This window comes from Erwinia sp. B116 (assembly GCF_002865965.1).
Taxonomy (GTDB): domain Bacteria; phylum Pseudomonadota; class Gammaproteobacteria; order Enterobacterales; family Enterobacteriaceae; genus Erwinia.
In genome coordinates, this window is record NZ_JRZZ01000005.1 from 156,420 (window position 1) to 169,348 (window position 12,929).

Genomic DNA, 12,929 nt, shown 5'->3' on the forward strand with positions numbered 1-12,929 from the left:
CCTTTTTTTTTGCATCCGAAAGAGAATTCAACATGAGCCACAGCGATACAATCGTCGCCCAGGCGACGCCGCCAGGCCGCGGCGGCGTCGGTATTTTGCGTATTTCCGGTCAGAAGGCCGCAGAGGTGGCACAGCTGCTGCTGGGCAAGCTGCCGAAGCCGCGCTACGCCGACTACCTGCCGTTCCGTGACGCCGACGGCAGCGTGCTCGACCAGGGAATTGCGCTGTGGTTCCCCGGTCCCAACTCCTTTACCGGTGAAGACGTGCTGGAGCTACAGGGGCACGGCGGCCCGGTGATCCTCGACCTGCTGTTGAAGCGCATCGTGGCGCTGCCGGGGCTGCGCATTGCCAACCCTGGCGAATTCTCTGAGCGCGCATTTCTTAACGACAAACTGGACCTGGCGCAGGCGGAAGCCATTGCCGACCTGATTGACGCCAGTTCCGAACAGGCGGCACGCTCAGCCGTTAACTCGCTACAGGGGGTATTTTCGCAGCGGGTCAACGGTCTGGTGGAAGCACTTACTCACCTGCGCATCTACGTGGAAGCGGCTATTGATTTCCCGGATGAGGAGATCGACTTCCTCTCCGACGGTAAAATAGAAGCGCAGCTGAATGCGGTGATCGGTGAACTTGACGGCGTGCGCGCCGAAGCACGCCAGGGCAGCCTGCTGCGTGAAGGGATGAAGGTGGTGATCGCCGGGCGACCGAACGCCGGCAAATCCAGCCTGCTCAACGCGCTGGCCGGTCGTGAAGCCGCCATCGTTACCGACATTGCCGGCACCACCCGCGACGTGCTGCGCGAGCATATTCATATCGACGGCATGCCGCTGCATATTATCGACACCGCCGGGCTGCGTGACGCCAGTGACGAAGTGGAACGTATCGGCATTGAACGCGCCTGGAACGAGATCGAACAGGCGGATCGCGTGCTGTTTATGGTGGACGGCACCACCACGGCGGCCACCGGGCCGGCGGAGATCTGGCCGGACTTTATCGCCCGCCTGCCGGACAGCCTGCCGATCACCGTGGTGCGCAATAAGGCCGACAGCACCGGCGAAGCGCTGGGGCTGAGTGAAGTAAATGGTCACTCACTGATTCGCCTGTCGGCCCGCACCGGCGACGGCGTTGAGGTGCTTCGCAGCCACCTTAAGGAGAGCATGGGCTTCTCCGGTAATATGGAAGGCGGCTTCCTCGCCCGTCGTCGCCACCTGCAGGCGCTGGAGTTAGCGGCCACTCACTTACTGCAGGGCAAAGATCAGCTGCTGGGTGCCCGTGCCGGCGAACTGCTGGCGGAAGAGCTGCGGGTCGCCCAGCTGGCGCTGAGCGAAATCACCGGGGAATTTACCTCTGACGATCTGCTCGGGCGCATCTTCTCCAGCTTCTGCATCGGCAAATAATCCTCCTTCCTGCGCCTGTGCTCTGCCGCACAGGCGCACAGGCGGTTCCCCGCTTAAGACAGGAAGCGCCAGTAACGTGGGCAGCCTGGTGACCTTTGCGAACGCCTTACTCAGCGGCGATCCTTCCTCTGATATCCTCACCCGTGATGCAGTAAACCATCAGTGCCAGATCATCTGAGGGAATAGCCCGATTTGTGGATGATTAAAGCCAGGTGGCGTATTTTGCGATATTTTAATCTGCCACAAAAAAATATAATCATTACTGCGATATTATATAAAAATAAACCCCTTAAAATTTAATACTAATATCGAAGTATAATAAAGACGCCCGGACGTTAAGTATTGAGTCTTGTAATAGAAACCGGATCGTGTAAGAATTCAGCGCGTTGGCTCATTAACTACGCTGCGGGATAGTTGAGAGCCAAACACCAATATAAAAATCAACCACCTTGATTTTATATTGTCCACTCACTGTTTCTATCCCGTTCAATATGAATTGACTTTTTCAGGGGAATCCCTGGGTAAATAACTGAGTAATCTCTGGCAGTTATTACCCCTGGGCGCATTTTTCTGAACAGACTTAACACATCACCGTAAGGATACATTTTAAATGAAACTGAATAAAATCATGCTGGCCGCGGCCATGACTTTTGGCTCTCTCTCCATGGCACAGGCAGCCAACCAGGGCGGTGGCCAGATCTCATTCAGCGGCTCTATTATTGATGCTCCCTGCTCTATCGCCAATGAGTCACTAAAACAAGATATTCAGCTGGGTGCCATCTCCAATGCGATGCTGAAAACAGGCAAGCATTCAACGCCGGTTGACATCAACATCAAACTGGAAAACTGTGAGTTTGGCGAAACGGCCAAGAAAAATAACGTGACGGTCACCTTCACGGGTAACGCGGCTGCAGAAGACAGTAAAATGCTGGCCTTAACCGGCAACTCTTCTGATGCCGGTATCATGTTCGAAGATCAGTCCGGAACAAAACTTAACCTCGGCAGCGCCAGTCAGTCAGTTAAGCTGGCCGGTGACCAGACGCTGAATTTCAAAGCCTATGTTCAGGCGACCAAATCTTCATCACCCAGTATCACCCCAGGCGATTTCACCGCTGTTGCCAACTTCCAGATGGCTTACGAATAAGTTTTAGCCGTTGAATTACAACGTGCGGCCACAACCCGCACGTTGATACTGTCACAGGACGCGGTTATGTCTTTCATCTTGAGCAACACTTTCTGTATTGCACCACTCATGCTGGCGGTCTGGTCACTTTGCCCTCTGGCCATGGCTACCCAGCAGGAAGAGGGAACGGTGAATATGCAGGGCACAATTATTAACAGCGCCTGTACCATTGCCATGAAAGACCTGCAGCAGAGTATCAGCCTTGGTACGCTGCCCGTTTCCTCTCTGGCCAGCCTGGGAAGAGGTACCCCACAGCGTTTTACGATTCATTTAATCCATTGCATGCTGGATCACACGGATGCCCGTCAGAGGCAGCTGAAGGGATTTCAGACAACTTTTGAGGGGAGTGGTCGCGGCTCACTCTTTACACTGCAGGGAACAGCCTCAGGCGTGGCGCTGCAGATAGGCGATGATGCCGGAAACATTGCCACCACCGGCAAAGCACTTCCTGTACAAACTGTTTCACCTGATCAAATGCAGTTGCGCTATTTCCTGACGCCTGTAAGAAATCAGCAACCGTTAATTGCCGGTGATTATTTTGCCACTATCCGTTTCAGACTGGATTATTTTTAACTGTCCAGACTTCAACCCGTGACGTTTCATACCAAAAAACAAAAAACAGGTTCATGATGAAACAATTATCAGCAAGGAAGCTGAAGCGGAAAAATATATTAGCCGCCTTCATTGCGCTGGCGCTGTCTTTCCCAGGGTACTTAATCGCCAGTGACGACATTCAGTTCAACATGGACGTTCTGGATATTAACGACCGTAAAAATGTTGATCTGAGTCAGTTCTCGCGTAAGGGCTATATTATGCCCGGCGATTACACCATGTCGGTACAGGTTAACAAAACCAGCCTGGCAGAAATGCCGGTGACCTTTATGGCCAACAGCCAGGATGACAAATCGAGCGTTGCCTGCCTGACGCCTGAACTGGTCAGAAAGTTCGGCCTGAAAGAAGGCGTGATAAAAAATCTTAAATGGATGAAGAATCAATGTCTTGAGCCAGACAGCCTGAAAGGACTGCAGGTGAACGGCGATCTCGCCACCTCATCACTCTATATCAGTATTCCGCAGGCGTGGCTGGAATATGCCAGTGACGACTGGGATCCCCCTTCCAGCTGGGACAACGGCATTCCCGGCCTGCTGCTTGATTATAACCTTAACGTTCAGCAACAAAGACAGCACCACGGTAGCCGTCAGCTTAACATCAGCGGCAACGGTACGCTGGGTGCCAACCTCGGGGCCTGGCGTCTGCGTGCCGACTGGCAGGGCCGCGCCGATCGCCAGAGCGGTCTGGCAAACGCCTCATCAAACCACTCGTTTGACTGGAGCCGCTATTACGCCTGGCGTGCGCTGACCTCGCTGCGGTCAAAGCTGACGCTGGGAGAGGATTACCTTGATATGCGGTTGATTGACAGCTTCCGTTACACCGGCGCCAGCCTGCGTTCTGATGACAATATGTTGCCGCCGAATTTACGCGGCTACGCACCTGAAGTCACCGGGGTGGCGCGAACCAATGCCAAAGTGGTCATCAGCCAGCAGGGCAGAGTGCTGTATGAATCCCAGGTCGCGGCGGGTCCGTTTCGTATTCAGGATTTGAGCGATGCGGTCACCGGCCAGCTGGACGTGCGCGTGGAAGAGCAGGATGGCAGCGTGCAGGCATTTACCGTCAATACGGCGAGCATTCCCTATCTGGCTCGCCCGGGCACTATCCGCTACAGCGTCGCCAGCGGTAAACCCTCAGACTGGAAACACCGTACTAACGGGCCGATGTTTGGTGCCGGTGAGTTTACCTGGGGGGTCAGCAACGGCTGGTCACTTTATGGCAGCGGTATCAGCGGCGGAAAATATCACGCGCTGTCGCTGGGCGTTGGCCGTGACCTGCTGTTCCTTGGCGCCCTGTCGCTGGATGCCACCCAGTCATGGGCACAGCTACCGCATCAGGGTAAGACGCTGAGCGGGGGCTCCTACCGCCTGAGCTACGCGAAAACCTTCGACGAGTATGACAGCCAGATCACCTTTGCCGGCTACCGCTTCTCGCAGGAGGACTATATGAGCATGTCAGAGTACCTTGACGTGAAAAGCGGTGGTGAGCGTCGCGGTAAGGGCAAGCAGATGTACACCATCACGCTGAATAAGCAGTTCCGCGACCTCGGACTGTCGTCGTACTTCACCTGGACGCATCAGACTTACTGGGACAGGCCGGCTAACGATCGTTACAACCTGATGCTGTCACGCTACTTCGACCTGTGGAATCTGCGCTCGGTCAGCCTGTCACTTTCGGCTTACCGCAACCGCTATAACCAGCGCAATGATGACGGCATGTATCTTTCGCTCTCCATTCCATGGGGTGATAGCAGCACCATTGGCTACAACATGAACCTTGCTGGTAAGGACAACAGCCAGAATCTGACCTGGAACGACCGGCTGAACCGCAACGATAACTACTCGCTGAGTGCCGGTAACGCACGTCGCGGCACGCGTCTGAGTGGCTTCTGGAATCACGACGGCGATATCGCCCACGTCAGCGCTAACGCCAGTTATAACCAGGACGATTACACCGCCCTGGGGCTGACGGCCCAGGGCGGCATGACGCTCACCGCCAGAGGTGGTGCGCTGCACCGCAACAACATTACGGGTGGCACCCGACTGCTGGTGGATACCGACGGCGTGAGCGACATCCCGGTGCAGGGCTACGGCAGCAACGTGCACACCAATTACTTCGGGAAGGCGGTAGTGGCTGACGTCAGCAGCTATTACCGCAACAGCGCACGCATCGATCTCGACCAGTTGGGCGACAACGCCGAAGCGCTGACCTCTGTGGTGCAGGCCACGCTGACCGAAGGCGCGATTGGCTATCGCCAGTTCAACGTGATTTCCGGTGCCAAAGCGATGGCGACCATCAAGCTGCCAGACGGCAGCACGCCGCCGTTTGGTGCCACGGTAGTCAACGCCCGCCGGCAGGATATCGGGCTGGTTAACGACGGCGGCAGCGCTTACCTGAGTGGAATCAAAGCGGGTGAAACCATGCTGGTACGCTGGGAGGGCAAAACGCAGTGCGAAATACGCCTCCCCGATCCCCTGCCAGAAGACATGCTCAGCCAGATGCTGCTGCTACCCTGCCATCTGCCCGCCGCAGGTGCAGACGCACCAGATAAAAATTAAGCACTTAACATATTAATCAGTAACGGAGTTTCCATGTTTACCAAAAAAATCGTAGCGCTGGCGATCTTCACCAGCGCGCTGGCCGCCCAACAGGCAACAGCCGCCATTGCTCTGGACCGAACCCGTGTGGTGTTTGACGGCAACGCGAAGTCGGTCAGCCTGAGCATCAGTAATCAGAACCCGAAGCTGCCTTACCTGGCGCAGGCGTGGATTGAAGATGCGCAGGGCAAAAAAATCGCGTCGCCGTTAACGGTGCTGCCGCCACTGCAGCGCGTGGAACCGGGCAGCAAGAGTCAGGTCAGGCTGCAGGCGTTGCCGGCAGCCAGTACGCTGCCGCAGGATCGTGAAACCCTCTACTACTTTAATCTGCGCGAGATCCCACCAAAGAGCGAAAAGGCCAACACGCTGCAGATTGCGTTGCAGACGCGCATCAAGCTGTTTTACCGCCCCGCCACGCTGCGCCAGCAGCAAAACGCGCCGCGCCCTCAGGAACAGCTGACGCTGACCCGCCAGGGCGATCGCTACGTGGTGAATAACCCCACCGGCTACTACATCACGCTGATTGACGGTGCGGCCAGCAGCCACGGTAAGGGGCTGGATAACTTCAGGCCGCTGATGGTCGCGCCTAAAAGCAGTGGCGAACTGAACGTTTCAGCCAGCCAGCTGGGTAGCAGCCCGGTGCTGACCTTTGTCGATGATTACGGCGGCCGTCCGGCATTGAGCTTTACCTGCACCGGTAACAGCTGCCACGTCCAGACGGGCAAATCAGGCAGCTAAGGCCACTCTGTTTCACCGCACCCACAGGGAGACGGGAGATGCATTACAGGATAAGCGGACTCTTTTTGCAGGCGTGCAGGCGAGCCGCCGGATGTCAAACGCTGGCCCTGATGGCCGCGATGGCGGGCGGGCTTAACATCGCCTCCGTCCGGGCGGATGAGACCCGGGTTCAGGATGAGATGAGCGGCACGCTCGAGGTGTACGGATCGCTGACGGAAAGCGCCTGCAGGCTGGAGATGGAAAGCCTGCATCAGACCATCGAACTCGGCAACACCGACAGTGCAAAGCTGCTGCATCCAGGCGATCGCGCCACCCCGGTCACGTTTAAGCTAATGCTGAAAGAGTGCGTACGTGGCCGTTCTGCCGTGCGCGATCCCCGCACCGGCGCGCTGACATGGAGCAGTATGCAGCCCGCCGTTTCGGTTTACTTTTCTGGCAACAGCGACGCGGATGTCCCTGAGTACGTGCAGGTAAAGGGCACGGGCGGCCTGGCACTGCGGCTGAGTGACAGCCACGGCCGGCTTCTGCCGCTTAACCAGCGCGCAATACCGCTGTTGCTCTCACCGGGCCAGGATCAACTGAGCTGGACGGTTACGCCCGTCAGAACGCCCGCCCCACTAAAAGCGGGCGCTTACCACGCCAGCGTCGATTTCAGGATGATTTATGACTGAATTTACAACCGGGTTAATCGCACCCGCTCCACGTTCGGCGGGCGGCAGCCTTCACCACGCGATGCTACTGATGCTGAGTCTGCTCACCGGCTGGACCGGTATCGCAGCGGCAGGGACCGCCCAGTCCGACATAACCATTAAGGTCACCGTGCTTGCACCCGTCTGTAAGGTAACAGCACCGGACGGCGGGGATATTGCAGTCAATTTTGGCGAAAATATCAATATTGATAAAATCTACGATAAACAATATGCCCGGATTTTTTACTACAAAATCGACTGCGGCAAGGGCGATATGACGGGTAAGACAATACAGCTCACCCTCAAAGGCACGCCCGCCTCTTTTGCCACCAACAATGCCACACTGCAAACCGATATGGATAATCTGGGGATCCTTATTTACAAGGGCGGCCAGCCGATGCAGCTTAACAAGCCGCTGGCTCTCCCGGCTGAGGATGACGGGATAATGTCCGCAATGCCGATCAAAAATCCCGCAGGCGCGATTAAGCCCGGTGCATTCAGCGCTACCGCCACGCTGCTTGCCGAGTACGAATAGACGCCCTGCTGTAAACGCTAATGCAGCCGTCCGCATATCACGCTATGCGGACAGCACACCTCTCAATAGCCTGCCATCATCCGACAGCAAGGTCCGCAAACCGGCTGCCGGACAGCATCCCGCGCCCCCTGGTCAATCCCCTTTATCGGTCATAAATCCGAATTTTGTCGACAATCGCGTTTGCGTGATGCAAACACCTAAGAAAATTCTTACAATAGGAGCTGATGATTATCCGACCATTTTCACGGAGCGACAGATGGCAAGTCATTTTGCGCGCTGGACCCTGGTCCAGAGCAAACCCCGGGTACACCGCCTGCCGCTGGCGTTAGTCGAGTACGCTTACGACTTTGACGAACGCCGCCGCAGCCGTTTTCTTGCCGCCCGCACCCTGCTGGCCGAGCTGTTGCTGCGTATCTACGGCATTAACAGACTTCCCGAACTGACCACCCTCACCGACGGACGTCCCGCTTTTGCCGATGCCGACCTGCCCGATTTCAGCCTTGCTTACGCCGGTAATACGGTGGGTGTGCTGCTGGCCGAAGAGGGTAGCCGCGCCGGGCTGGATATGGAGATCGTACGGGCACACAGCCGCCAGACGCTGGAGCACTACTTTCAGTGCCTGACCTCCGCAGAAGTTGCCTGGGTCCGCGCACAGAATGACCAGATAGAGGCTGCCACACAGCTGTGGACGCTGCGTCAGAGTATCCTCAAGCTGACCGGAGAAGGAGAGAAAGGCAACGACTCGCTGCGGCTGCACCCGGCATCCGGGCGTTTACGCTCCGCGGTCTCACCCGATATTCAGGCGTTGTGCGATGTGGAGTCGGTAATGGTATGGTCCTGTGCGCTGTCCCCCGGCACCGATCGACTGCGGTTATGGGAGTTCGATGGCCAGGAGAGCTGGGAATCGCTGCAGGATATCAACGTGCTGGCGCAGAATATGGGGCCGCGTATGCTGCGCCTGACCAGCCTGCCGCCGGAAAAAACGCCGCACTCTCACTAACGGTTAACCCGGTCAACCCGTGACTGAGCCAGCGTTCAGGCTACGCTGGTAAAACCGGGCAGCGCGAAGGCCACCCGGTCATCACTCAGTGCGCGTCGATAAAGACGATTTTCAGCACGAACAGCAGCGCAACCACCACCACGCACGGGCTGATTTCACGCCAGCGACCCGTACCCAGCTTCATCACGCAGTAAGAGATAAAGCCCAGCGCGATACCTTCGGTAATCGAGAAGCTGAACGGCATCATCGCCGCGGTAACGAACGCCGGTACTGCTTCGGTCAGATCGTCCCACTTCACCCGAGCCAGGCTGGAGGTCATCAGCACGCCGACGTAGATCAGTGCACCTGCCGCCGCATACGCCGGCACCATGCCTGCCAGCGGCGAGAGGAACATCACCAGCAGGAACAGCACACCGGTCACCACCGCCATCAGGCCGGTGCGGCCACCGATGGAGACGCCGGAAGAGCTTTCGATATAGGCGGTTACGGATGAGGTGCCGATATACGAACCGGCCACCGAGCTGATGCTGTCAACGTACAGCGCCTGCTTCATGCGCGGGAAGGTGCCCTTTTCATTGGTCAGCCCGGCCTTGTCGGTGACGCCGATCAGGGTTCCGGAGGAGTCAAACAGGTTAACCAGCATAAACGAGAAGATAATCCCGGCCATGCCGACGTTCAGCGAGTCCTTCAGGTTCACTTCACCCACTACCGCACCGACGCCCGCCGGCATGGAGAACACGCCGCCGTACTTCACGTCGCCAATCGCCAGGCCAATGCCGGTGGTCACCACGATGGAGACCAGCACCGCCGCGTGCACGTTGCGCGAAGCCAGCACGGCGATAATAAAGAAGCCCAGCGCCCCCAGCAGCACGCTGTGCGAGGTCAGATCGCCTACCGCCACCAGCGTGTCTTTGTTCGGCACCACGATACCGGCGTTTTTCAGCCCCATCATGGCGATAAACAGGCCGATGCCGGCGGTAATGCCGACGCGCAGGCTGAGCGGGATATTGGCAATCATCCAGTAACGCACGCGGAAAATGGTCAGCAGCAGCAGGCCGACCGCCCCCCAGAAGATGGCACCCATGCCCACCTGCCAGGAAATACCCATCGCGCCGACCACCACAAAAGCGAAGAAGGCGTTCAGGCCCATCGCCGGTGCCAGCGCCACCGGCAGGTTAGCCACCAGCCCCATCAGAATGCTGCCGAAGGCGGCAATCAGGCAGGTGGTGACAAACACCGCCTGGGTATTCATGCCGGCCACGCCGAGGATCTGCGGGTTAACGAAAACGATGTACACCATGGTCAGGAAGGTGGTGAAACCGGCAATCGCCTCGGTACGCGCGGTGGTGCCATGCTCCTGCAGTTTAAAAATCCGTTGTAACAGCCCGGGATTGGTCATTGTGTGTTTCCAGAACGGAGAAAAATGTCGGGGGCTATCCTACCCGATAAAAGTCCGTTTGGGATGAGTCTGAGCCGGTTTTTTCGCAACCGATTGCGCCTTGTTCTGCACCAAATGACGGGGATTACGCCACACAGAGTACTTACGGCGGGGTTAACCGGCTGTCAGACGATCCCATCGCGCAATGCGACATTTTATAGCGGACGATTTCTGCTATTTTCCCGGCTCTTCTCATCAGGGACTCTGAGAATTTTCACCATGGTAAAATATGGCTCAATCGTTTTACTCTTTCTGCTTCCGCTGACGCTGTTCACTCCGAATCTGGGGGGAACCGGCCTGCAGTTACCGATGAATATCCTGACCGTCTTCGTGCTGTCTACGCTGTTGTTATTCGCTTTTCTTAAACGGCTCCGCAGTCACCACCTCACCCTGACCCCCGGCGGCATGCTGCTGCTGCTGGCTACGCTGCTGGCGCTGCTGCCGCTGCCGTTTACCGACGCGCAGTTTGCTGACAAAGCCAGCCTGCGGATGGCCGCCGTGGCAACGGCGGTATTGTGCTATTTCGCCCTGCTACAGCTACCGCTTACCGCGCCGCGCCACCTGCAGCGGCTGCTCAGCGGCGTATTGCTGCTCATCGCAGCCGAGGCGTTTATTGTTCTGCTGCAGCTGTTTCTCCCCCAGCTGAGCTGGGTTCCCCCCACCGACGGTCGTCCCGGCGGGATCTTCCAGCAGGTTAACGTGCTGGGCAGCGCTATCGCCACCGGACTGGGGCTGGCGCTGCTGCTGACCATTCTGCCCGGCTTCCGCCTGCTCAGTCCCCGGCGGGAGCGCTGGCGACAGGCCGCGCTGATGCTCCTGCTGCTGCTGTTTCCTGCGCTGCTGGTCTGGCTGCAGTCGCGGGCAGCGTGGATCGGCGGCGCGGGGGTAACGCTGCTGCTGTTTACACTGTGCGGCCATTACGATCGCCAGCGCAGCCGCCTGGCCGTCGCGCTGATTACCGTCGGCACCGTGGCGGCGCTCTGCCTGTTACAGTCGGGTGAGATGACGCTGTCGGTTATCGATCACCAGGGGTCTAACCACGCGCGCCGAACCATGCTGATCGACACGCTGCGCATGATCGCGCAGCACCCGCTCGGCGGCTGGGGTTACGGCAGCTTTGAATACGCTTTCCAGCATTTTCGCGTCACCCAGCCCATCCCGACCCGGGTCACTGAAATTGCCGAGCACCCGCATAACGAAGTGCTGCTGTGGTGGGTGGAGGGCGGCATTTGCGGACTGGCGGCGATGCTGATCCTGCTGTTCGCCGGAGTGCGCCTGCTGGCACGCGCACGCCGCGCCGATCGCAGGCGGAGTGCGCGCGGCGACCGCCGCGCCGGGCAGGCAACCGCACTGTGCCTGTCGCTGCTGCCGCTGCTGATCCACACCCAGCTGGAGTGGCCGTTTTATATGTCCACCGTCCATGCACTGCTGTTTTTACTGCTGCTGGCCGTGGCGGAACGTGCCAGCGGCGAAGCGTGGCGCTGGCGTCCTGTGCACCGGCGGGTTGTTCCGCTGTTCAGAAACGGCATACGGCTGCTTGCCGCACTGCTGGTGCTGGTGACCGGCCTGATCTGGCGCGGCAACCAGCAGCTGACCGCCGTGGAGCTTAGCGGCTTTCAGCACCCCGCCGCACTGCAGCAGCTGTCGCCCGCAGAGCGCTGGCTGAACCAGGATCGCTGGCAGTATGACCGTCACGTTGCGCTGCTGCTGGCCTTTAACGACAGCCGCGATCCGCGCCTGCTGGAAGAGTACCGCCGCTGGGCCAGCGGCTATCTGCGCTACCGGGTGGATCATAACGTTTACGCCAGTCTGATCCTGGTGCTGCAGTATCAGGGAAAACAGCAGGAGGCCGGGCGCTATCGCCAGATGGCGCATCTGCTGTACCCGAAGGATGCGCGATTTTTCTGACACTGTTCGCGCCCGCCGGGCGCCGGGGCCCGGCGCATTCGGGGTCGCAATCCATTCACGATCGCGTAAAGTGAAGGTTCTTTTCTCACCGTTAAGGACGGACGAATGTCACCCGACTGCATCTTTTTTGACTGTGACGGCACGCTGGTGGACAGCGAACTGCTCTGCACCCAGGCCTACGTCAACACCTTTGCCCGCCACGGCGCGCAACTGTCGCTGCAGACCATGTTTGAAAGATACAAAGGCGTGAAGCTGTATGACATTATCGCCGACGTCTGCCGCGAGCATCAGCTCAGTACGCCAGTCAGCGTGCTGGAGCCTGAGTATCGCGCTGAGGTGGCGCGGCTGTTTGACCTGGAGCTGCAGCCGATCGCCGGCGCAGAGGCGCTGCTGGCGCAGATAGCGGTGCCGGTGTGCGTGGTCTCCAACGGTACGGTGCCGAAAATGCAGCACTCGCTGGGGCTGACCGGGCTGCGGCGCTATTTTGATGACCGGCTGTACAGCGGCTATGATATTCAGCACTGGAAACCGGAACCCGGGTTAATGTTTCACGCGGCAGCGAAGATGGGCGTGGATATCCGCCGCTGCATTCTGGTGGATGACTCCGAAGCCGGGGCACAGGCCGGCATTGCTGCCGGCATCCCGGTATTTTACTACTGCGCCGACGCGCACAATCCGGTTATCGATCACCCGCTGGTGACGCCGTTTACCGCGCTGGATCAGCTGCCCGCGCTGTGGCGCGAGCGCGGCTGGGAATTAACGCGTTAACGGGCCGGGTTTGACTGCCGCCAGCGCAGGAACCCGGTAAAAAAGACGCGGAACCTGCGTTCTGCGT

11 protein-coding genes are annotated in these 12,929 nt (G+C 58.3%); 10 read left to right on the plus strand and 1 reads right to left on the minus strand.

Translation table 11 applies throughout. The features are described from left to right. The first annotated feature begins 32 nt into the window (after nt 1-32). The 8 genes from mnmE (at nt 33) to NV64_RS06045 (ending at nt 8,748) form a co-directional block, all read left to right on the plus strand. A complete protein-coding gene (gene mnmE, locus NV64_RS06010) occupies nt 33-1,397 on the plus strand; it encodes a tRNA uridine-5-carboxymethylaminomethyl(34) synthesis GTPase MnmE (protein WP_056241217.1) in 1,365 nt (454 codons plus the stop codon). Between the two features lie 610 nt (nt 1,398-2,007). Beyond that, nucleotides 2,008-2,541 carry a fimbrial protein gene (locus NV64_RS06015; protein ID WP_056241018.1) on the plus strand — a complete coding sequence of 178 codons (534 nt, stop codon included), beginning with the start codon at nt 2,008-2,010 and terminating at the stop codon, nt 2,539-2,541. A 66-nt stretch (nt 2,542-2,607) separates the two neighbouring features. Further along, the gene (locus NV64_RS06020; RefSeq protein WP_056241021.1) at nt 2,608-3,153 is read left to right on the plus strand and encodes a fimbrial protein; all 546 of its coding nucleotides are present in this window, start codon (nt 2,608-2,610) and stop codon (nt 3,151-3,153) included. Between the two features lie 56 nt (nt 3,154-3,209). After that, complete coding sequence (locus tag NV64_RS06025; protein WP_101505531.1) at nt 3,210-5,747, plus strand: outer membrane usher protein; 2,538 nt, start codon at nt 3,210-3,212, stop codon at nt 5,745-5,747. Between the two features lie 33 nt (nt 5,748-5,780). After that, nucleotides 5,781-6,524: a fimbria/pilus periplasmic chaperone gene (locus NV64_RS06030; protein ID WP_101505532.1), complete on the plus strand. Its 744-nt coding sequence runs from the start codon at nt 5,781-5,783 to the stop codon at nt 6,522-6,524. A gap of 38 nt (nt 6,525-6,562) precedes the next feature. Beyond that, nucleotides 6,563-7,195, plus strand: coding sequence for a fimbrial protein (locus NV64_RS06035; protein ID WP_146005456.1), 633 nt, complete (start codon nt 6,563-6,565; stop codon nt 7,193-7,195). After that, on the plus strand, nt 7,188-7,748 hold the full coding sequence (locus NV64_RS06040; protein ID WP_101505533.1) for a fimbrial protein: 561 nt from the start codon (nt 7,188-7,190) through the stop codon (nt 7,746-7,748). The genes NV64_RS06035 and NV64_RS06040 overlap by 8 nt, the downstream gene beginning before the upstream one ends. Nucleotides 7,749-8,004: 256 nt before the next feature. Then, the gene (locus NV64_RS06045; RefSeq protein ID WP_056241032.1) at nt 8,005-8,748 is read left to right on the plus strand and encodes a 4'-phosphopantetheinyl transferase superfamily protein; all 744 of its coding nucleotides are present in this window, start codon (nt 8,005-8,007) and stop codon (nt 8,746-8,748) included. Nucleotides 8,749-8,833: 85 nt separating this feature from the next. On the opposite strand, the gene NV64_RS06050 is transcribed toward NV64_RS06045, so the two are convergent. Further along, the gene (locus NV64_RS06050) at nt 8,834-10,147 is read right to left on the minus strand and encodes an NCS2 family permease (protein ID WP_101505534.1); all 1,314 of its coding nucleotides are present in this window, start codon (nt 10,145-10,147) and stop codon (nt 8,834-8,836) included. 348 nt (nt 10,148-10,495) lie between these two features. Here NV64_RS06050 and NV64_RS06055 point away from each other — a divergent pair, with 348 nt between their 5' ends. Both NV64_RS06055 and yieH read left to right on the plus strand, forming a co-directional pair. Then, nucleotides 10,496-12,094, plus strand: coding sequence for a PglL family O-oligosaccharyltransferase (locus NV64_RS06055; RefSeq protein ID WP_158239880.1), 1,599 nt, complete (start codon nt 10,496-10,498; stop codon nt 12,092-12,094). A 105-nt stretch (nt 12,095-12,199) separates the two neighbouring features. Beyond that, nucleotides 12,200-12,862: a 6-phosphogluconate phosphatase gene (yieH, locus tag NV64_RS06060; RefSeq protein ID WP_056241040.1), complete on the plus strand. Its 663-nt coding sequence runs from the start codon at nt 12,200-12,202 to the stop codon at nt 12,860-12,862. The last annotated feature ends 67 nt before the right edge of the window (nt 12,863-12,929 follow it).

Excerpts from the sequence above, each read along its gene's own strand:
- mnmE (WP_056241217.1), top strand. The coding sequence starts at position 33 with ATGAGCCACAGCGATACAATCGTCGCCCAGGCGACGCCGCCAGGCCGC.
- NV64_RS06015 (WP_056241018.1), top strand. The coding sequence starts at position 2,008 with ATGAAACTGAATAAAATCATGCTGGCCGCGGCCATGACTTTTGGCTCT.
- NV64_RS06020 (WP_056241021.1), top strand. The coding sequence starts at position 2,608 with ATGTCTTTCATCTTGAGCAACACTTTCTGTATTGCACCACTCATGCTG.
- NV64_RS06025 (WP_101505531.1), top strand. The coding sequence starts at position 3,210 with ATGAAACAATTATCAGCAAGGAAGCTGAAGCGGAAAAATATATTAGCC.
- NV64_RS06030 (WP_101505532.1), top strand. The coding sequence starts at position 5,781 with ATGTTTACCAAAAAAATCGTAGCGCTGGCGATCTTCACCAGCGCGCTG.
- NV64_RS06035 (WP_146005456.1), top strand. The coding sequence starts at position 6,563 with ATGCATTACAGGATAAGCGGACTCTTTTTGCAGGCGTGCAGGCGAGCC.
- NV64_RS06040 (WP_101505533.1), top strand. The coding sequence starts at position 7,188 with ATGACTGAATTTACAACCGGGTTAATCGCACCCGCTCCACGTTCGGCG.
- NV64_RS06045 (WP_056241032.1), top strand. The coding sequence starts at position 8,005 with ATGGCAAGTCATTTTGCGCGCTGGACCCTGGTCCAGAGCAAACCCCGG.
- NV64_RS06050 (WP_101505534.1), bottom strand. The coding sequence starts at position 10,147 with ATGACCAATCCCGGGCTGTTACAACGGATTTTTAAACTGCAGGAGCAT.
- NV64_RS06055 (WP_158239880.1), top strand. The coding sequence starts at position 10,496 with ATGAATATCCTGACCGTCTTCGTGCTGTCTACGCTGTTGTTATTCGCT.
- yieH (WP_056241040.1), top strand. The coding sequence starts at position 12,200 with ATGTCACCCGACTGCATCTTTTTTGACTGTGACGGCACGCTGGTGGAC.